The sequence below is a fragment of the Burkholderia sp. Se-20378 genome (assembly GCF_017104665.1).
In the GTDB taxonomy this organism is placed as follows: domain Bacteria; phylum Pseudomonadota; class Gammaproteobacteria; order Burkholderiales; family Burkholderiaceae; genus Burkholderia; species Burkholderia lata.
The window spans coordinates 1-19,520 of sequence record NZ_JAAGPG010000123.1 but is presented as its reverse complement, the minus strand read 5'-3'; the positions used below and the strand labels follow the sequence as shown (position 1 = coordinate 19,520).

The 19,520-nt window shown below is 65.0% G+C and carries 20 protein-coding genes; 9 read left to right on the top strand and 11 right to left on the bottom strand.

Annotated elements, in window-relative coordinates:
• Positions 1-45: 45 nt before the first annotated feature.
• Genes G3N93_RS15545 through fae form a run of 3 tightly spaced genes read right to left on the bottom strand, consistent with a single transcriptional unit; the run spans position 46 to position 3,140 of the window.
• Entirely contained in the window at positions 46-1,497 is a 1,452-nt protein-coding gene (locus G3N93_RS15545; RefSeq protein ID WP_174939349.1) for an NAD-dependent succinate-semialdehyde dehydrogenase, read from the bottom strand.
• Between the two features lie 54 nt (positions 1,498-1,551).
• On the bottom strand, positions 1,552-2,574 hold the full coding sequence (locus G3N93_RS15540; RefSeq protein WP_174939347.1) for an aldo/keto reductase: 1,023 nt from the start codon (positions 2,572-2,574) through the stop codon (positions 1,552-1,554).
• Between the two features lie 41 nt (positions 2,575-2,615).
• Positions 2,616-3,140: a formaldehyde-activating enzyme gene (gene fae / locus G3N93_RS15535; RefSeq protein ID WP_011356415.1), complete on the bottom strand. Its 525-nt coding sequence runs from the start codon at positions 3,138-3,140 to the stop codon at positions 2,616-2,618.
• Between the two features lie 325 nt (positions 3,141-3,465).
• Between fae and G3N93_RS15530 the strand changes: the two genes are divergently transcribed.
• The 3 genes from G3N93_RS15530 to G3N93_RS15520 all read left to right on the top strand — a co-directional run bounded on the left by G3N93_RS15530 (position 3,466) and on the right by G3N93_RS15520 (position 5,663).
• Positions 3,466-4,386 (top strand): LysR family transcriptional regulator, encoded by a 921-nt coding sequence (locus tag G3N93_RS15530; RefSeq protein WP_174939345.1) that lies wholly within the window; start codon positions 3,466-3,468, stop codon positions 4,384-4,386.
• 224 nt (positions 4,387-4,610) lie between these two features.
• The gene (locus tag G3N93_RS15525; protein WP_206133418.1) at positions 4,611-4,961 is read left to right on the top strand and encodes a hypothetical protein; all 351 of its coding nucleotides are present in this window, start codon (positions 4,611-4,613) and stop codon (positions 4,959-4,961) included.
• Positions 4,962-5,102: 141 nt separating this feature from the next.
• Positions 5,103-5,663, top strand: coding sequence for a hypothetical protein (locus tag G3N93_RS15520; protein WP_206133417.1), 561 nt, complete (start codon positions 5,103-5,105; stop codon positions 5,661-5,663).
• Here the strand turns inward: G3N93_RS15520 and G3N93_RS15515 are convergent, their stop codons facing one another.
• Positions 5,664-6,539 carry a LysR family transcriptional regulator gene (locus tag G3N93_RS15515; protein ID WP_011356411.1) on the bottom strand — a complete coding sequence of 292 codons (876 nt, stop codon included), beginning with the start codon at positions 6,537-6,539 and terminating at the stop codon, positions 5,664-5,666.
• Between the two features lie 161 nt (positions 6,540-6,700).
• Between G3N93_RS15515 and G3N93_RS15510 the strand changes: the two genes are divergently transcribed.
• Together G3N93_RS15510 and G3N93_RS15505 are read left to right on the top strand one after the other, a co-directional pair.
• Complete coding sequence (locus G3N93_RS15510; protein WP_174950468.1) at positions 6,701-8,020, top strand: DUF3422 family protein; 1,320 nt, start codon at positions 6,701-6,703, stop codon at positions 8,018-8,020.
• Between the two features lie 34 nt (positions 8,021-8,054).
• The gene (locus tag G3N93_RS15505; protein ID WP_206133416.1) at positions 8,055-8,258 is read left to right on the top strand and encodes a hypothetical protein; all 204 of its coding nucleotides are present in this window, start codon (positions 8,055-8,057) and stop codon (positions 8,256-8,258) included.
• A gap of 80 nt (positions 8,259-8,338) precedes the next feature.
• On the opposite strand, the gene G3N93_RS15500 is transcribed toward G3N93_RS15505, so the two are convergent.
• From G3N93_RS15500 to cynR, 6 genes are all read right to left on the bottom strand, one after another.
• On the bottom strand, positions 8,339-10,345 hold the full coding sequence (locus G3N93_RS15500) for a phospholipase effector Tle1 domain-containing protein (protein ID WP_174939903.1): 2,007 nt from the start codon (positions 10,343-10,345) through the stop codon (positions 8,339-8,341).
• A gap of 14 nt (positions 10,346-10,359) precedes the next feature.
• Positions 10,360-10,815 (bottom strand): DUF3304 domain-containing protein, encoded by a 456-nt coding sequence (locus G3N93_RS15495; RefSeq protein ID WP_206133415.1) that lies wholly within the window; start codon positions 10,813-10,815, stop codon positions 10,360-10,362.
• Positions 10,816-10,832: 17 nt separating this feature from the next.
• Positions 10,833-11,312, bottom strand: a complete 480-nt coding sequence (locus G3N93_RS15490) for a DUF3304 domain-containing protein (protein ID WP_206133419.1) — start codon at positions 11,310-11,312, stop codon at positions 10,833-10,835.
• Between the two features lie 16 nt (positions 11,313-11,328).
• Positions 11,329-12,375, bottom strand: coding sequence for a DUF4123 domain-containing protein (locus G3N93_RS15485; RefSeq protein ID WP_241026560.1), 1,047 nt, complete (start codon positions 12,373-12,375; stop codon positions 11,329-11,331).
• On the bottom strand, positions 12,372-14,924 hold the full coding sequence (locus G3N93_RS15480) for a type VI secretion system Vgr family protein (RefSeq protein WP_206133413.1): 2,553 nt from the start codon (positions 14,922-14,924) through the stop codon (positions 12,372-12,374). The genes G3N93_RS15485 and G3N93_RS15480 overlap by 4 nt, the downstream gene beginning before the upstream one ends.
• A gap of 207 nt (positions 14,925-15,131) precedes the next feature.
• Positions 15,132-16,028, bottom strand: a complete 897-nt coding sequence (gene cynR, locus G3N93_RS15475; RefSeq protein ID WP_174939326.1) for a transcriptional regulator CynR — start codon at positions 16,026-16,028, stop codon at positions 15,132-15,134.
• A 113-nt stretch (positions 16,029-16,141) separates the two neighbouring features.
• Here cynR and G3N93_RS15470 point away from each other — a divergent pair, with 113 nt between their 5' ends.
• The 3 genes from G3N93_RS15470 to G3N93_RS15460 all read left to right on the top strand — a co-directional run bounded on the left by G3N93_RS15470 (position 16,142) and on the right by G3N93_RS15460 (position 17,877).
• Positions 16,142-16,801 carry a carbonic anhydrase gene (locus G3N93_RS15470; RefSeq protein ID WP_011356406.1) on the top strand — a complete coding sequence of 220 codons (660 nt, stop codon included), beginning with the start codon at positions 16,142-16,144 and terminating at the stop codon, positions 16,799-16,801.
• 30 nt (positions 16,802-16,831) lie between these two features.
• The gene (gene cynS, locus G3N93_RS15465; protein WP_174939324.1) at positions 16,832-17,302 is read left to right on the top strand and encodes a cyanase; all 471 of its coding nucleotides are present in this window, start codon (positions 16,832-16,834) and stop codon (positions 17,300-17,302) included.
• A gap of 107 nt (positions 17,303-17,409) precedes the next feature.
• On the top strand, positions 17,410-17,877 hold the full coding sequence (locus G3N93_RS15460) for a nucleoside deaminase (protein ID WP_206133412.1): 468 nt from the start codon (positions 17,410-17,412) through the stop codon (positions 17,875-17,877).
• A 162-nt stretch (positions 17,878-18,039) separates the two neighbouring features.
• Here G3N93_RS15460 and G3N93_RS15455 read toward each other — a convergent pair whose 3' ends face one another.
• Positions 18,040-18,402 (bottom strand): hypothetical protein, encoded by a 363-nt coding sequence (locus G3N93_RS15455; RefSeq protein ID WP_206122959.1) that lies wholly within the window; start codon positions 18,400-18,402, stop codon positions 18,040-18,042.
• Between G3N93_RS15455 and G3N93_RS15450 the strand changes: the two genes are divergently transcribed.
• Complete coding sequence (locus tag G3N93_RS15450; RefSeq protein ID WP_241026561.1) at positions 18,380-19,501, top strand: polyamine ABC transporter ATP-binding protein; 1,122 nt, start codon at positions 18,380-18,382, stop codon at positions 19,499-19,501. The two genes, G3N93_RS15455 and G3N93_RS15450, sit on opposite strands and share 23 nt — an antisense overlap.
• The last annotated feature ends 19 nt before the right edge of the window (positions 19,502-19,520 follow it).

The following is a 19,520-nucleotide window of genomic DNA, read 5'->3' as shown; positions in this document are numbered from 1 at the left end:
CCGGGTGGCGCGCGGCGCGGGTCGACCGCGGGGAGCGGCCGGTGGTCAGCGGCCGAGGCCGGCCATCAGCGTGTACTTGAGTTCCACGTATTCATCGAGGCCGTACTTCGAACCTTCGCGGCCGAGCCCCGATTGCTTGACGCCGCCGAACGGCGCGACTTCGGTCGAGATGATCCCGTCGTTGACGCCGACCATCCCGCTCTCCAGCGCACCCGATACGCGCCACGCACGGCCGAGGTCGCGCGTGTAGAAGTACGCGGACAGCCCGAACGGCGTGTCGTTGGCCAGGGCGACGGCTTCTTCCTCTGTCTTGAAGCGGAAGCAGCCGGCGACGGGGCCGAAGGTTTCCTCTTCGGCGATCAGCATGTCGGCCGTCATGCCGGTCAGCACGGTCGGCTCGTAGAACGTGCCGCCGAGCGCATGACGCTTGCCGCCGGTGAGCGCGTGTGCGCCCTTCGCGGTGGCGTCGGCCACGTGCCGCTCGACCTTGCCGAGCGCCGCTTCGTTGATCAGCGGCCCCTGGTCGACTTCGCCCGCGAGCGCGTTGCCGACGCGCAGCTTGCGCACCGCGTCCGCGAGCTTGCGCGTGAACGCGTCGTACACGCCGTCCTGCACGAGAAAGCGGTTCACGCACACGCAGGTCTGGCCCGTGTTGCGGAACTTCGACGCGATCGCGCCTTCGACCGCCGCATCGAGATCGGCATCGTCGAACACGATGAACGGCGCGTTGCCGCCGAGTTCGAGCGACAGCTTCTTCAGCGTGTCGGCGGACTGCTTCGCGAGTAGCTTGCCGACGCGCGTCGAGCCCGTGAACGACAGCTTGCGCACGACGGACGAACTCGTCAGCGTCTCGCCGATCGCGACCGCGTCGCCCGACACCACGTTGAACACGCCGGCCGGCACGCCCGCGCGTTCGGCGAGCACTGCGAGCGCGAACGCGGACAGCGGCGTTTCCTCGGACGGCTTCAGCACCATCGTGCAGCCGGCCGCGAGTGCGGGGCCAGCCTTGCGCGTGATCATCGCCAGCGGGAAATTCCAAGGCGTGATCGCCGCGACCACACCGACCGGCTCGCGCGTGACGACGATCTGCGAATTGGGCTTCGGGCTCGGGATCACGTCGCCGTACATGCGCTTCGCTTCTTCCGCGAACCATTCGAGAAAGCTCGCCGCGTACGCGACTTCGCCACGGGCTTCGGCGAGCGGCTTGCCTTGCTCGCGCGTCAGCAGCTCGGCAAGCGCGTCGCGATTCTCGAGCATCAGCTCGCCCCAGCGCTTCACGCGGGCGCCGCGTTCCTTCGCGGTCAGTGCGCGCCACGCGGGAAACGCGTGCGCGGCCGCATCGATCGCGCGTTGCGTGTCGTCGGCGCCGCCTTTCGCGACCTTCGCGATCGTCTCGCCGGTTGCCGGGTTCAGCACCGGATAGGTCGCGTCGCTCGCGCCGTGCGATTCGTGCCATTCACCGCCGATGAAATGGCCGGTCCTTAGAAATTCATTCATTGTGTGTCGTTCCTTCAGTGCCTCGGAGCCTCAATGCTTCAGTGCCTCGGTCCTTCAGTCCGCCGCGAAACTGCCCTGCGCCGGACGCGACGCGCGCGCGATGCGCTTGCCGGCCGTGTAGTCGTTGATCAGGTCGCACGGCGTGTAGTTGCGTTCCAGCTCGTGCAGCTCTTCTTCGGTGAGCTGCGTTTCGAGCGCGCCGAGCGCGCTGTCGAACTGCGCGACGGAATCCGCGCCGACCAGCATGCTCGCGATGCCGGGGCGGCTCAGCACCCAAGCCTGCGCGATCTGCGCGGGTGGCACGCCGCGGCGCTTCGCGACCTTCGCGACCGATTCCGCGATCGCGAGGGACGATGCGTCGCCGTACATCTGCGCGGTGAAGAAGTCGGTCTGGTTGCGCGTCGATTGCGGCTCGCAGGTGAGCAGGCCGCGCGCGAGCGGGCTGAACACCGATACGCCGACGCCCTGGTCGATGCAGTACGGCACCATCTCGCGCTCTTCCTCGCGATACGCGAGGTTCAGCTGCAACTGCATGTTGATCGGCTTGTCCCAGCCGTTTCGTTCGCATGCCTGCATGATCTTCGCGAACTGCCACGTGTACATCGTCGACACGCCGATATAGCGCGCCTTGCCCGCCCGCACGATGTCGTGCAGCGCGCTCATCGTTTCCTCGACGGGCGTGTTCACGTCGAAGAAGTGCAGCATGAAGATGTCGACGTAATCCATCCCGAGCCGCTTGAGCGACCCGTCGATGCCGTCGAGCACGTGCTTGCGCGAATGGCCGCCCGCATTCGGATAGCTGCCCATGTCGTAGCCGACCTTGGTCGTCACGACGAGCTCCTCGCGGCGCGCGTTGCGCTTCAGGATGCGGCCGACCACTTCCTCGCCGACGCCGGTCGAATAGAAATCCGCGAGATCGATGAAGTTGACGCCGGCGTCGAGCGCGCGGCGCACGATCGGCTCGCTCTGCGCTTCGTCGAAGATCCAGGGCTTCCATTCGGGGGTGCCCATGTTCATCGTGCCGAGACACAGGCGGGACACCTTCAGGCCGGACTGGCCGAGGCGGACGTATTCCATGTTTCCTCCAGGTGCGGCCTTGTGTCGGCCGCTTGTCGTCGTCAGTTTTTCTTCGGGGTGTAGAACGGGTTCGACACGTCGCGCGCGGCGGCGAACACCGCGTCGCGATGCGGCAGCCCTTCCATCGCCGCGACGATCGCGTTGCGGCACGCGCGGTAGTTGTTCTCGAACACGGCGTCGAGATCGTCGGTCTGCGGGTTCACCCAGTTCGCCGACACGACGACCCAGTCGTTCTCCGCTTCGGGCGGCAGCGTGCCGTTCTCGAGCGCTTCGGCCACGGCCTTCGCGATGCCGGCCTGCGATGCGCCCCACGTGGCATTGCCGTGGAAGTCGCTGGCGATCTGCGCCTTGTTCACGTACAGCGTGAGTGGCTTGGTCGGCACGCCCGGCTGCGCGATCACGACGAACGGCGCATGGCCGGCCGACGGCGTCGCGAGTGCGGTGGCGAACGCCTGGCCCGCCGGGCCGTTGCGCGGGCCGACCAGCACGTTGATGTGCGCGAGGTTGACGCCGGGGCCTTCGAAGCCTTCGCCGATGTAAAGCTGCCTGGGTTGGGATGCGGTCATTGCGGTGTCTCGTCGATGAGGTTGGTGTGAGGCGATTGTGGTGGGCCGTGGCGCGGCCGGTGAATCGATGTTTTCTGATCGGGCTATGAGTTTTCGTCGTCTCCGGGAAAGCCCTGAACCCGGCGTGCGAAGGCCCGCCGGGCGGGCCTCGGCCGTTGTCGCGACGGCGGGCGGGGCAGGATCGGCGGGTGGGCATGCGCGTACCGGCTCCGGGTTTGTCATACCCGGGCAGGGGTTGGAGGGCCGAGCGCATCTGGACAACAATCGGCGTACTCCGAGCCCTATCTTTCGTCTTCCCTTTTTTTTTCGAAAGCGAGTAATTTCGATGGCTGCCATTCAAAAGCCCGATTGGTCGAAGCTCAGTTCGCTGGATCCGGAACTGATCCGGGCATTCGTCGCGGTCGTCGAAAGCGGTGGCTTCACCGCGGCGGCGAGGCAACTGCATCGCACGCAATCGACGATCAGCCTGCGCATCCGCACGCTCGAGGAGCGGCTCGACACGCACCTGTTCATGCGCAACAGCCGGCGGCTCGAGCTGTCGCGCGACGGCGAGAATTTCCTGATCCATGCGCGCCGGATCATCCAGGTGCAGAACGACGCGATCCTCGCGCTGAAGCAGGCGAGCAGCGATCGCGGCGTCGTGCGCTTCGGGCTGCCCGAGGACTATGCGGAGCTGTGGCTGCCCGACCTGCTGAAGTCGTTCTATGCGATGCGGCCGGGCGCGCGCCTGCACGTGCATTGCCGGATGTCGCTCGAACTGCTCGAACGGCTGCAGGCAGGCGAGCTCGACGTGGCGCTCGTCGTGCGGCACGGGCCCGGCGCGGGCGGTCGGGTGCTCGGCCGGCACGACGTCGTGTGGGCCGCGCACCGCGATTTCGCGCTCGACAGCCATGCGTCGGTGCCGCTCGCGCTTTTTCCGGAGACGTGCTGCTACCGGCAGCGCGGGCTGCAGGCGCTCGCGACGGCCGACCGGTCGTTTCATGTCGTCTACACGAGCCAGAGCCCGACCGGCATCAAGATCGCGGTGAACCACGGCGCGGCCGTGACGATGATCGATCGCTGCACGCTGCCCGAGAACTGGCGCGTGCTCGACGAGGCGGATGGCTTTCCGGCGCTGCCGGCGGCCGATCTCGAACTGCATCGCTCACCGGGGATCTGCGATCCGCTGACCGACGATCTGGTGTCGCTGATCGAATCGATGGTCGACGAGCGGCGGCGCGCGTCGCTCGAGGCGTTCGCAGCGTAAAGGGAAGAACGCAGAGGCGACCGTAGCGCAGCCGAGGTTGACGCAAGCCGTGGCGCGCGACCGCCGCGCGCGCATGACGACCGGGTGGCCAGCCGTCAGCCGGAGGCGTGTTGTGTCCCCCATGCCATTTTTTGCACTGCCGCAGCGTTTTTTTGCACGACGTTTATGCCGTCTCTTCTAAGCTGGGGATGTGTCGAACAGCCGAGACGGCTTCCGTCCGCTCCATGACCTTCATTCATCCCGTTCCCGCCTTCCATGTCGCCGGCCGCCAGTTGCGCGCCGGCGCACGCAACAACGTCATTCCTTTTCCGCCGCCGCGCCCGCGCCTGCAGTTGCCCGTCACGCTGACGGCCGATTCCGGCGAACACGCGCACGTCCGGCTCGCGGCGCTGCTGCATTCCCCGCTCGGCGTGTATGTCGTCAGCGCGCGTGCCGTGCGCGACGTGGTTCACGTGCACTTCAACATCGCGCCGGAAGACCTGGATTTCACGCTGCACATGCTGATCGCGCAGCAGGCCGATGCGGTGATCGGGCCGGTCGCGCGCCGCTTGCGCGTCGGGCCGAAGGTGCGGTGAAGCGGGGAACGGTTGTTGCTCGTTCCTCGGTGGCTTGTTCGATCCGCCGCCCGATTCCCGGTCGCCATGCCGTCCGCCCGCAAGCGGCGGACCGGCGTGCGTCACCGCGTGCGCGGCGTCGATCCTGAATACGGAGGGGTCATGGACCTCATGGAAGCAGTGCATGTCGCACGGCCGGAAAGCCGTCGCGTACGGACGGCGTCGCTGCCGTCGGGCCAGCAGCTCGCGCGTCAGCTCGTGACGACGGTGCGGGTGGCCGAAGTGCTGCTGCATCAGGCGATCGTCGTGCCCGACCGGCATCAGTGGTCGGTCGACACCGAACGGGTCGACGCGGACGGCGGGCCGCTCGCGGCGTGGGAAACCTGCGTGACCTGGCGGATCGGCAAGGTGTTCGCGTCGACGGTCAGCCCGGCCGCGCGCGTCAACGATCGCGACCAGGTCGCGGTCGAGATCCGGCTCTGTCTGCCCGAACAGGACTATGTGGCCGGGCGGCGCGTGAGCACCTTCGGCCTTCGCCATGGCAACCGTTTCGGCGCGACGCTGTCGGTCGCGTCGGGTGCGCAGTGGGGCTGGCAACGCAAGGAGCACCTCGCGCCGGAACACGCGCAGGTGCGCGGCGATACGCTCGAAGCGCTCGTCGATGCGGTGGCCGCGAACATCAACGCGGCGCTGGGCGTGGCGGGGTTCGGCGCGACGCGCTGATCACGCGTCGCCGGTCTGCCCGGTCTGTCGCTGCAGGTCTTCCATCAGCTGTTCCGCGAGAAAGTCGCACGGCGGCCGCTTCGATTTGGTGCTGCGCGCGAGGATCAGCTCGAGCGGCGGCAGGTCGGGCAGCCCGTGCGAGCGGCCGAGCATCGACAGCTGCGCGGGAATCGCGCAGCGCGCGAGCGGCGCGACCGCGAGGCCGGCCTCGACCATGCTGAGCAGCCCGAGCAGGCTCGGGCTTTCATAGGAGGTGCGGTATGGCACCTTCGCGCGCTCCAGGCTGCGGATCGCGTTCTCGCGCGCGACGCTGCCCGGCATGAACACCGCGATCGGCAGCGGCCGCTCCTCCCACACGCGCGGCCCGTTCGTCATCGCGGCCCACGCCATCGGCTCGTGGCGGATGAAGTCGCCCGACAGCCCCTTGATGCGCGTGCCGCACACGAGATCGACGGTGCCGTCCTTGATCAGCGGCGCGAGCGCGCTGCTCGGCAGCCCCATCACCTGGATCTCGACCTTCGGGTAGGTCGCCGAGAACTTTTTCAGGACCGACGGGAGCAGCGACGACGCATAGTCGTCCGGCACGCCGATCACGACCTTGCCGGTCACTTCCGGCCGCACCACGGCCGCCCAGGCCTCGTCGCGCAGCGCCAGCATTCGTCTGGCGAATCCCAGCAGTACCTCGCCCTCGCGCGTCAGTACGATGCTGCGCGGCTTGCGCACGAACAGCGGCCGGCCGATCGCGTCTTCCAGGCTCTTGATCTGCATGCTGACGGCCGACTGCGAGCGGTTCACGGCCTCGGCGGCGCGGGTCATGTTGCCGGTCTCCGCGACGGCGACGACGGTGGCCAGCACGTCGTGATCGAGCATCTTCATGGGTATCAGGAAAACTGAACGTAACGATCAGCATTATGCGTTTTTATTGTTGCTGTGTGTCTGCCATAGTGCGATCACGCTGACGTTTCACCCGAGGGTGGCGCGGCGTTCGGGCCGGTCGAACCGGCGTGCAGCACTGAACAGGAAAGCGTGGTGACTCGATGATGGACCATCCGTTGCGCGCCGCACTGGCTGCGGAATTGCATGCCCGGCCGTTCCTGCGGCTTGCCGAAGCCGTGTCGCTCACGCATTACGCGATCTACGCGGACGGCCAGCCCGACATCCACGAAACGCTGCTGCACGCACTGTGCCGCGATACCGGCATCGCCGCGCCGCACGAAGGCGCGACGCACTACGCGGTGCAGTCGCCGAGCGGCTGGCACCTGAAGTGGGAACGCCACACCGAATTCTCGACCTTCACGTTCGTCGCACCGCGTCGCGATACGGGCTATTTCGACGATCTCGCGATCGAAGGCATTCCGGCCGCGTGGTTCGCGCGGCTCGCCGGCATCCGCTTCGTCGCGGTGCGGATGGAATTGCTGTCGGGCGATGCCGCGCGGCTCGTCTGCGGCGACCTGCGCCGCTGGATCGACGGCCCCGCGCTCGTCGGCAGCAACGTGCTCGGCGGTGGCAAGGTGTTCTGCGACTGGCACGTGCGCGACGATGGCTTCATGCGCTTTCTCGTCGTCGACGAGGATTTCCGCGAGGAGCAGGGCGGCCGGCTGCTGCAGCGTCTGTATGAGATCGAAACCTACCGGATGATGGCGCTGCTCGCGCTGCCGGTCGCGCGCCGGATGAGCCGCGAGCTCGACGAGATCCATGCGGCGCTGCACGCATTGATGCAGCGGATGGACGCGAGCGGAGCGGACGGCGACGATACGGCGCTGCTCGTCAAGCTCACGCATCTCGCGGTGCGGGTCGAAGCACTGTCGGGATCGGGCGCGCGTTTCAGCGCGTCGCGTGCGTACGAAAAGCTCGTGCTGGCGCGCATCCACGAGCTGCGCGAGGAGCGTATCGAAGGGATGCCGACGATCGCCGAGTTCATGGAGCGCCGCTTCGCGCCGGCGATGGAAACCTGCCGCAGCGTATGGGCGCGCCACGAGCAGATCGCCGCGCGGATCGCGCGGGCGGTAGACCTGCTGCGCACGCGCGTGAATCTTGCTCAGGAGAAGGACGTCACGCGCCTGCTCGCCGGGATGGAACGCACCGCGCGCAATCAACTGCATCTGCAGCACGCGGTCGAGGGGCTGTCGGTAGCGGCCATTTCGTACTACGTGCTGTCGCTCGCGACCGCAGCGTTCAAGGCGCTGCACGTGATGAACCTGCCGGTCGATCCCGAACTGGCGGAGGGGCTGTTGATCGCGCCGGTCGTGTTCGCGGTGATCCACATCACGCGGCGCACGCGCGCGCAGCTGGCCCGATCGGAGGCTGCGCATGATGGCACGCCGGTGCATGCGGCGGCGTTGAAGCAGGTTGGTTAGAACATCGAAAACACAATCAATGAAAGGAACGGAGATGACTTTTTCGCAGACCCAATCGGGGTTCTACAGCGGCTTCGATGCCGCGTTCGACGAACCGGCACTGGATGAGCCGGCCGTGCCGGACGAGCCGCGCGTGACGTCATATCAGGCCGTGTTGCAGGAGCCGATGACGTCGCTCGTCGGGAATACGATCGATCGGCCGGACGTCGCGTCGGTGGCGATTCTTGGGTACAACTGACGGGGAGCGGTGCGAGTGCCGCCCGGCTGCGCATGCAGCGGGCGGCTATGCCGGTTGATACGGCGGGCGACGGATGTCGCTCAGTCGCCGGAGAGGTCGCCGATCGACGCGCCGTGCGGAATCTGGCCGGACGTGACCTGCTTGACGTATTCGTCCTGCGCGTCCTTGATGTTCTTGGAGATGTTGCCGAGAACTTTGTGCACGTAATCCTTGGCGGCGTCGGTCTGGCGCGCCATCCAGCCTTTTTCCTCGATTTCGCGCAGTGTCATGAACACACCGTCGCCGAGTGCTACGTTATTAAGTCGCGTAATCGTGTTGTGCACGAAGTTGTCGAAGAACGCGATGACTTCCGGCGTCAGCTTCGGCGGGTGCACCCATGCGTTGGCCAAGGCCCGCACGGTCTTGTCCGAGATGTCGTCGACTGTCCGGCGTTCACCGAACGTGTACCGCGGGACCTTGGCGTTCGGGTCTTGGCTCTTGTAGTACCAGTCCCGGCCCTCGTAGTTCGGCAAGCCGCCTCCATGCGGGAATACCGCGTTGTAGACGTCGGCATCCACGGTGTTGATGAACAGATTGTTGTCGGTGCTTTCATGCGCCGTGCGGTCATGGACGTAACGTGCCCACGACACGAACAGCTTCTGGTGCTCGAGAAAATGCGTTTCGAGCGGGCCGTTCGATTTCGGCAGCATCGCGGTGTAGGCCGCGAAGAGATCATTGACCGTGAGATTCTTTCCGTTGACGTTGACGGTCTTCTGGAAATCAAACTCGCGAGCAACCCTGGGGTCGGTTTTTCGAAGTTTGTCGAGTGGCAGAAAGGGTACGCCGGCCGACCAGGCGCGATCGAGCATATTCCGAGCGGATACGCGCGCCAGTTCGGCCGATTTGTGATCCTCTCCTTCGTGAAATCCGCCTCCTACGTCCGCCTGACTGCCCGGATATACGATCTCCAGGAGGTTAGCGTGGTCGGAGGATTTTCTGGGCGAATCCAGATTTTTGTAGAAGCGCAATTCTGTCGCCGCAACGTGGTGGACGATTGACTTGAACTCTTTTTGGATATCGTATTCACCAAGCGTCTGCTTGGAAACGGCGAGAAACACACTCAGCCCCTTGATGGTGAGGCTGGCGCCTTTCCCTGCGGCCGGCACGACACCAAGAACGGGGGCAACTGCCTTTGTGAATATCGAGTCGGCGTAGGATGTCGAGACGCAATCAAACAGCCCCATGAAGTCGAATTCGACCGGTATCCCCTTGTATGCCGGCTTCCCGTCCTTTGTCTTGCATACCTTGCCGATCAATTCGTTTGCGAATTTCCGGGCGATGGTGCCGCCTCTGTCGTAACCGAAAACTGCAACACGAATGCGTTTGATTTCACGCGGGTCGCTGGTAGCACGGACGACATTGGCTTCAAAGTCGGCAATCGCCTGACTGACGCGAATGTCGAATCCGGTGCCCAGGTAGGCCGCCGAGAATTCGCTGTCACGGACTGCCGGAACCGAGTCGGCCACGGTCGATATCCCGGCAGGAATCAGATCGACGCCGATCTTTTTGACTGTAAAGGATTCCTTGAGGGATTTTTTTATGGTATCAGGGGCGTTGCTGATGGCATCGAGTATCGACGATTTCGCGTGTGAGAAGATCGATTGATTGGCTCGATCAGAAATTAGGCGCTTGCCAATATCGTCCCTGACCTTTTTGGCGGGATCATCTATGCCTTTGCCTTTGACTTCCTTGAACAGTGCGGAGCCAGTATCGGTTGCTGCCTTCTTGAGCGTGCCTACTGTCTGGTTGGGTAGTTCCCTTCCCATGCCTGCATAGTACGTTCGGTAGACGCCCGTTGAATTATCGCTTTCCATGTGGGCCTTATACAGGCGCGCGATATTCGAAGAGTTCTCGTCATCGAGGCTCTGTCCGAAGCCGTCAAAAAAGAAGGACTGGTAGATTTCCTGGTGGCAACGGAAGCAGGGGCTGGGAGGGTCGGCGGGAAGTTGCGTGCTGACGCTGGCTGCCCGCGTGGCGCGCGCCGCGCCGGCATTGGCGCTGGATTGTGCTGGCGCGGCGCCTTGTGCCGGGATCGTGTCGTTAGGCATACTTTTCTCCCGTTTTACTGCAGATTCGGATTGTGCGGATCAGTCGGAAGCTTGGCCCATCGCGCTTCAATCTTTTGTTGCGGCAAGAAGTAGAATTCGATATATCCGTCGTGCTTGTCGGGAAGCGGCGGAATGGCAATATCGGTCTCGAAGACGTCACTGGGCAGATTTTTTTTGTATTGCTCTTGCGTCAACTCGTACTCGAGTTTGATATGCCAAGTTTTCTTATCCCGAGGTACGTCCATGCAGCATACGGTTCCACCACCTCCACCGGGCTTGTTCGCACGAACGTTTCCTGCGCCAAATTCGTCGATCTTGACGCTATAGATGCTGCGATTGGTGAAGTTATAGCCAATGACGCGATACGGCCCGTAGCTCGCGGTCTGCGCATGCACCCACCACGCTCCGCCAAGCAGCACCACCGCGATGACGATCGGGTTGCGAATGAGGCGGCGAAGAAAATTCAGCATGTCGATGTTCCTGTCATTCAGTTCGTCGTGGACGACGCGTTGCTCGTTGTATTCGGGTTGTGCGGATCGGTCGGGTATTCGACCCATTTGGCTTCGATCTTGCGGTCGGGCAGGAAATGAAACTCGATGTAGCCGTCGTGCTTGTTCGGTAGCTTCGGGACGGCGACGTCTGTTTCGTAGATCTCCGGCGACAGGTTCCTGGCATCTTCTTCCGGCGTCAGGTCGTATGTGACCTTGAGGTGCCAGGCCTTCGTGCCGCGCGGCACTGCCATGCAACAGACCGTGCCGCCACGGCCGCCGAATTGACGGGCATGCACGCTACCTGCGCCGAAGCCGTCGACGACGAAGTTGTAGATGCCTCGGTCGGCGTAGTTGAAACCCACGACGCGATACGGACCGTAGCTCTCAAGCTGAGCCTGCACATTCCACGCGCTACCCATCATCAACATCCCGACCGCGACCGGCTTGCAAACCGCACGACGCATCCCGTTCAACATCCCCGTCTCCCGCCACTCAACCGGCTTCGGGCAGCGCATTGGCCGCCGCCATCTCTTGGTGCCGCCCGGCTGCATACCCCGCCAGCGGATGCGCATCGAGCAACGCCGTCCATACTTCCGCATCCACATCCGCAAGCGTTTCCGCCAACGGCGGCGGAGTTTCCCCACGCGCCGCGATCTTCTCGGCGATCGCCGGATGCGCATCGAACGCCGGATGCACGTTCATTCCGATCAGCACGAAATACGCGAGATCGTTCTCGTTCGCGAGCCCGTGCCGCTCCCGTGCCCGCGTGACGAGATCCTTCGCATAACGAATGCCCCATCGACTCGGCACAGCCGACATCGGCGGCAGGAATTCGTCATGCAACTGGAAATACAGCGTCTCCGCGAAACCCTCGCGCGCCAGCGCTTCATACTGTGCATCCGTGAACACGACCGGCGTCGCGGCGACCGCGGGCAGCGGCCCGTGCTCCTCTCCGACCATGCTCTCCCAAGGATCGAACCGGTAGCGCAGTTCGACGAACGTCGCCAGCAGTTCGCGCCGCTGCGCCGCCGTCAGTACCGGCAAAAGGTGCTCGAGAATCGACGGATCGTAGTAACGCAGCAACGCCTGGCGCCGGTCGGGCAGCGTCGCCTCGGCGAGCGGGTGCAGATAGGCGGCGAGGTCCGGCACCGCATGGCCCGTCGCGAGCCACACGACGAGATCCGACTCGCTGCCGGCATTCAGCAGGTCGAGCATCATCGCGCGCGATGCGTCGTCGTCCGCCGTCAGGTCGAGCAGGAACGGGCCGATCTCGGGCCGCGAAGACTCGAGCATCGTGGCCGGATACAGCGACTGCCAGGCGATCCCGCGCCAGCGGGCCGCATCGAGCATCGTATCGTCCAGCGCGCCGTCGACGAGCGCCAGCAGGCGCAGCGGCCGGGCATCCGCGACCTGCCGCGTACGATGCCAGTCGCGCAGGTCGTCGTGCCGTTGCGCGGCGTTCGTGCGCGGCCATTGCGCGGGCAGCGGCAGCGCGCGCGTCAGGTCGTGAAACGGCTTCATCGAGGTGACGGATGTCATGTGCGGGGCGTGAGTGCGGATTTCATCTTCGCCGCGCTGCGCCGGCATTCCGAGCACACGCCTTCAGGCAACCGCGGCAGCGGGTAGTCGTTGCTGGTCGGCCCCGAGAAGCTGTGGTTGCCGCCCTTGAAGTCCACCTTGCCGGGCGCGTGGATCTCGATGTTGCCGTTGCCGATGCGGATATAAGCGCCGCCGGACGTCAGCAGGACGGGCTGCTTCGACGCGACGTCGATCTGCCCGGTGGCGGCGACGATCTTCACGGTCTGCTGCGCGGTCAGCTCGACGTTGTCGTCGTGCGCACGAATCTCGACCTTGCCATTGCCGGCGAACAGCTTCATCCCGGCATTCTGCGCGAACAGGCTGACCGACGAGATCACGCTCGCGACGAGCGATTTGCCGACCGCGAGATGGGTATTCTGTCCGCTCACGACGTTGACGTGCCGGTCGGCGACCATCTGCAGCGACTGCTGGCTCGCCATCCCGACGCCGGCCGGGCTGCCGAACAGCATCACGGGCTGCGCAAACGCGTTCGCGTTGCCGGTGCCGCCGCCGCCCGTTCGCCCGCCCGACGCCGCGCCAGGCTGGCTTTGCTGGGTCGCGTCGGTGAACGTCTTCAGCGCATCGCGGCCGGGCTTCAGCGTGTCGGCATGATGTGTCTCGCTCACGTCGGACAGCGATTCGAGCAGGCTTTCGGCGCCGATGAGGTGTTGCTGCGTCTCGCGCACGTCGAGCGGCTGGCTCGACACGGTCTTGGGATGCGTCGTGACGTACAGGCCCTGGTTCGCGCGCACGGCGCCATACGCATCGGTCTTCAGGTCGAAGCCGCTGCCGACGTACGCGCCGCGAGTGTTGCCGGAGTGCTCGATCAGATACCCGACATGCAGCAGGCTGTTTGCCACGCTGCTGTAGAGCTGAGAGCGGTTCTGCCCGGTCGCGTCGTCCATCACGAGCTGGTTGTAGCCACTGCCGGCGTATTCCTTCGAACGGAAGCCGGACAGCAGGCCGTCCGTGTGCCATTGCGGCTTGGTCGCGCCGTTGTAGAGCCGGGCGGTGACGATGGGCCGGTCGCAGTCGCCGGACATCCAGTTGACCACGACTTCCTCGCCGATGCGCGGAACATGCACGCTGCCGTACCCGCCGCCCGTGTCGGACGACGCGACGCGCAGCCAGCACGACGCGCGCTCGTCGCCTTCGTTCAGGCGATCCCAGTGGAACCGGACCTTGATCCGGTTCAGTTCGTCGGTGTGGACCTCCTCGCCCTTCGGCCCCGCGACGGTGGCGGTCTGCAGATGCATCTCGGGCTTCGGATGCTCGAACGGACTGCGGAACGGCACCGTCTGGCGCTGCGCTTCGATTTCGACGAGATAGAAGCCTTCGCTGCCGTCGGCGTGATGCACGGTCATCGCGCTGGCCGTGTCGCCGAGCTGGGCCTTCATCGCGTCGAATTGCGCGGCCAGGCCGTGCGGAAAATGGGACGGCGCGGCCGGAATGTTGTTCCTGATCCACCAGACGGTTTCGATGACGGCGAACCGGTTGCCGTCCTGTTCGGCCGGCGGATGGGCCGCATGGTCGGTCAGCTCGAACACCCGGCCCGCATCGATGCCGCGCATGCCGCCAATACCGTGGAACCGCTTCGCGCGCGATTCCCATTCTTCCATCCGGATCGTCGACTGGCGGTTGCCGTCGCCCTGGGCGCCGTATGTATAGGCGCCCGTGTACGTATAGACCTCGGTCTGGTTCGGCAGGTCGCCCTGATCCTGCCGGGTCGGAACATCGGTGCCCTTCGGATTGAGCGCGGTACCGGGCGATTTGTAGTCGAACGTGCGCGTCGTGTAGTGACTGCTCTGCAGCGTGCGCGAGCCCGACCACTGGACGAGCGCCTGGGTCTCGTTATCCGAAGCCGCGCGCTGGAACGGCACGCGGGTCGGTGCGGCGGCGGGCAGTGCGCGGAGCGAATCGGTGATCACGAGCGTGTGGTGCGAGCCGTCGTTGGCTTGCTCGAAGTAGCCGAACAGGCCTTCGTCCTCGAGCAGTCGATGGACGAAATGCCAGTCGTCCTCGAATTGCAGGCAGAACGACCGGTTCCGCAGCGGCGCGGAGAGCGCAAACCGGAACATGCCGGAGGCTTGCGGATGCTGGTTGAACACGTCGGTCAGGATTTCGTCGGCGGTGCGGTCCTGCCAGATGCGCTGGTCGCGGCGGTATCGCAGGAACCCGAGCCACGACATGAAACGGATCTGGTAAGCGGTGATGCCGCCGTCGAAGCCGAGCCGGCGCGCGGTTTGCACGTAGCCGTGCCACGGCAGATAGGTGTCGCCTTGCTGTTCGACCCACAGCGTGACGGGCTGGGCGATCAGCTTCTTCAGTTCGACATCGTCGCGCGTCGAGACGGCATCGACCGTCAACGTGAAATCGCGGCCCAACCGCGATACGCCGTGCACCGTCTGAGGCAGCAGGACATTCTGGCCCAGCGGCGTATCGAGCTTGAGCAGGCGAGCCTGCTGAAACAGGCCGCCACTGATCGCGCGAACCAGTTCTTGGGAATTCATCGTTGTGGCCCTCTCGAATCGAGAACGATGAGTAATGGTTACCGGATGACCGGTTTTGTCGTACAAATTCTCTCGATTCGCGATTTTACAGGATAAATCGCGGGATTTTGGCGTCGGCAGCCAGGCTGGAAGCGGGGCCTGGCGCGTCAGGTGCAACCGGCGCGGACGCCCGTCAGCGTCCACGCGGGCCCGGCTCGAAAGCCGGTTTCATCGCGAACGCGCGCCTTTCCCCGCCTGCTGCTCCAGCGCCAGCTCGACGAACGCGCGCGCGGCCGCGCTCCGGTACGCCCCCTTTCGCTGCAGCAGCACGGCCGTGCGCCGCAGGACGGCCGGATCGAGCGCGATGGCAGCGAGATCGTCGTGCCCGGTCGCGATCGTCGCGGGCAGCAGCGTCGCGAGGTTGGTGCGGCGCACGATCTCGATCACCGCCCCCAGCGAATTCGCTTCCATCAATACGCGCGGCCGCACGTCGTGCTCGCGGAAATAGCGGTCGATCTGCACGCGCGTCGCGAACTCGGCCGTGAGCAGCACGAGCGGTGCATCGTGCAGCGCGCGCAGGCCGGCCTTGCGTTTCCCGGCGAGTGCATGCTCGCGGTTCACGACGAGCGCGAGCGTTTCGACCAGCAGCGTTTGCGCTTCGATATCTGCCGTCTGCACGTCCTCGAACGCGATGCCGACATCGAGCTCGTCGTCGACGAGCAGCGCCTCGATGCGCTCCTGCGACATCTCGCGCACCGACAGCGACACGTCCGGATAGCGGCCGTGAAACGCCTCGACGAGCGGCCCGACGAGATAGCTCGTGAAGGTCGGCGTGACCGCGATCCGCAGCGAGCCGCGGCTCAGGTCCTGCACGTCGTGGATCGCGCGCCGGCCTTCCGCGAGATCATGCAGCGCCTGGCGCGCATAGCGGAAATACACGTCGCCGGCGTCGGTCAGCCGCGTCACGCGCCCGGTGCGGTCGAACAGTTGCGCGCCGAGCGTCTCCTCGAGCTGGCGGATCTGCTGCGACAGCGCGGGCTGCGACACGTGCAGCGCGGCGGCGGCGCGCGTGAAGCTGCGGTGCTCGGCGACGGCGAGGAAGTAGTGGATATGGCGCAGCAGCATGGCGGTTCCTATAAGTCCTGCTTATCGGGAATATCATAAATCAGTCTTTTACGTTATTGGAAGTCCGGCGTAACCTGCCCTTCATCGATTCCACCTGCACCGGAGAACACACGATGAAGGACATCATCGAAGGCTTCCTGAAGTTCCAGCGCGACGCCTATCCGGAACGCGCCGCGCTGTTCCGCGACCTCGCTCGCAGCCAGAACCCGCGGGCGCTGTTCATCTCGTGCTCGGACAGCCGGCTCGTGCCGGAACTCGTCACGCAGCGCGAACCAGGCGACCTGTTCGTGATCCGCAACGCCGGCAACATCGTGCCGTCATACGGCCCCGAGCCTGGCGGCGTATCGGCATCGGTCGAATACGCGGTGGCTGCGCTGCGCGTGACCGACGTCGTGATCTGCGGCCATTCCGATTGCGGCGCAATGACCGCGATCGCCACCTGCCAGTGCATGGACCACATGCCGGCCGTCGGGCACTGGCTGCGCTATGCGGATTCGGCGCGCGTCGTGAACGAAGCACGCACGCATCGCAGCGAACGCGAGCGGATCGACTCGATGGTGCGCGAGAACGTCGTCGCGCAACTGGCGAACCTGAAGACGCATCCAGCCGTGCGCCTCGCGCTCGAAGAAGGGCGGCTCGCGCTGCACGGCTGGGTCTACGACATCGAATCGGGCTGCATCGACGCCTACGACGGCGCGACCGGCCGGTTCGTCTCCCTGGCGGACCATCCCGCGGTCCGCGCTACACCCGCGACGCTCCCCGTCGCGGCCTGAATCGCTCCTACCCAACCACGAGGAATTGCCATGATCCAGTCCCAGCACAGTCAGACTGCCCGCCACGCGCTCGCGGAAGCCATCGTGCTCGCGAAGGCGCGCAAGAACCTGTCGTTCGCGCAGCTCACCGAAGGCACGGGCCTGAGCGAAGCGTTCGTGACGGCCGCGCTGCTCGGCCAGCACGCGCTGCCGGCGGAAGCCGCGCGCAACGTCGCCGACAAGCTCGGCCTCGACGACGACGCGGTGCTGCTGCTGCAGATGATCCCGCTGCGCGGCAGCATCGACGATCGCGTGCCGACCGACCCGACCATTTACCGCTTCTACGAAATGCTGCAGGTGTACGGCACGACGCTGAAGGCGCTCGTCCACGAGAAGTTCGGCGACGGCATCATCAGCGCGATCAATTTCCGGCTCGACGTGAAGAAGGTCGACGATCCCGAAGGCGGTTCGCGCGCGGTGATCACGCTCGACGGCAAGTACCTGCCGACCAAGCCGTTCTGACGCCGGCGCGGCGCCGCAACAGCGGTGCCGCGCAGGTTCCCGCCCGACGTGCATCGGCCACTGGCCGGCGCACGTTCCCGCCATTTCGTTTCAACGAGGACGCAGCCATGGATTTTGTGAAACGCACGATCGATCTTGCGCTGAAGAACGTGGAAGAGGGCGGCCGCCCGTTCGCGACGGTGATCGTCCGCGACGGCGAGATCGTCGCGGAGAGCCCGAACCTCGTCGCGCAGACCAGTGACCCGACCGCGCACGCCGAGATCCTCGCGGTACGCGATGCGTGTCGCAAGCTCGGCACCGAGCACCTGACCGATTGCGAGATCTACATTCTCGCGAGCCCGTGCCCGATGTGTCTCGGCTCGCTGTACTACTGCAGCCCGAAGCGCGTGGTCTACATCACGACGCGCGAGGACTACGCGCCGTTCTACCGCGATGACCGCAAGTACTTCGAGCTCGACACGTTCTATGCCGAATATGCGAAGCCAATCGACGAACGCCGTTTGCCGATGGTGCAGCAGAAGCACAGCGACGCGATCAACGTCTACCGGCGCTGGAAGGAACTGAACACGAAGTGACCTGACTCGCGCGGCGCACCGGCCGCGCGTGGCAGCCGCCCGGCTGCTCGTTTTCCCCACCCTCCGTTTCACCCGGCGGCGCCCGTGCCGCCGGGCGCCCGCGCTGCCGCACGGGGCCGGCTCGTGCCCCCGTTTTCCCGCCTCCCCAAACATCGATTCCGTTCAATGTCCGGAACGGAAATCCGCGATCCAAAAGGTTTTTGACGGGTTTAAAAATTCGCACTGGAGACGACAGAAACGTGCGGAAAGCCCGATGAAAACCGATGAAATCTTCATGACAGCCAGCGCGACGCCCCCGGCCGGTCGCCACTGATGGCCACCGATCGCCATGCGTTCCCCCACACCTGTTGCGTTGCGCCATTCGTTCCGGACGAGGAATCGCTCGATCCCTCTCCGCCAGCACCGTGCGACCGCCCGACCGGTCGCGCCTGACGCCTGAGATTCGCTTACCTGCTTAAAACGGACCATCATGAAACGGGATTCATTCAGTACACCTGATGCGATGCATCGCCCGGCGACGGACATGCTCAAGCCGAACGACACTTTCGTCCGCATCGAAAACGTCGTGAAGAAATTCGGCGACAGCACCGCCGTCGACAACGTGAACCTGACGATCGCGAAGAACGAACTGTTCGCGCTGCTCGGCAGCTCCGGCTGCGGCAAGTCGACGTTGCTGCGCATGCTTGCCGGCCTCGAGACGGCTACCTCCGGCAAGATCTTCGTCGACGGTGAAGATCTCGCCTCGCTGCCGCCGTACCGCCGCCCGGTGAACATGATGTTCCAGTCGTACGCGCTGTTCCCGCACATGTCGGTCGAATCGAACGTCGCGTTCGGCCTGAAGCAGGAAGGCACCCCGAAGAACGAGATCAAGGAGCGCGTGGCCGATGCGCTCGCGCTCGTGCAGATGAGCAAGTACGCGCAGCGCAAGCCGCATCAACTCTCCGGCGGCCAGCAGCAGCGCGTCGCGTTGGCCCGCTCGCTGGTCAAGCGCCCGAAGCTCTTGCTGCTCGACGAGCCGATGTCTGCGCTCGACAAGAAGATCCGCCAGAAAACCCAGCTCGAACTCGTGAACATCATCGAGAAGGTCGACGTGACCTGCGTGATGGTCACGCACGATCAGGAAGAGGCGATGACGATGGCGAGCCGCCTCGCGGTGATGAGCGAAGGCAAGATCGTGCAGATCGGCGCGCCGGGCGAAGTGTACGAGTTTCCGAACAGCCGCTTCTCGGCCGAATTCATCGGCTCGACGAACCTGTTCGAGGGCCGCGTGGTTGAAGACGAGCCCGATCACATCTTCGTCGAGAGCGACGACCTCGAAGCACGCATGTACGTGAGCCACGGGATCACGGGCCCGCTCGGGATGCCGGTCGGCATCTCGGTGCGTCCGGAGCGCATTCACGTGTCGCGCGAGAAACCGGGCTCGAAACACAACTGGGCGCGCGGCGTCGTGACCGACATCGCGTACATGGGCAGCTACTCGCTGTATCACGTGCGCTTGCCGAGCGGCAAGACGGTGGTGTCGAACCTGTCGAGCTCGCACCTGATGAACGACAACGCACCGGCGTGGAACGACGACGTGTTCGTGTCGTGGTCGCCGGCCAGCGGCGTCGTGCTGACGCAGTGAGGACGCCACGATGAGAACC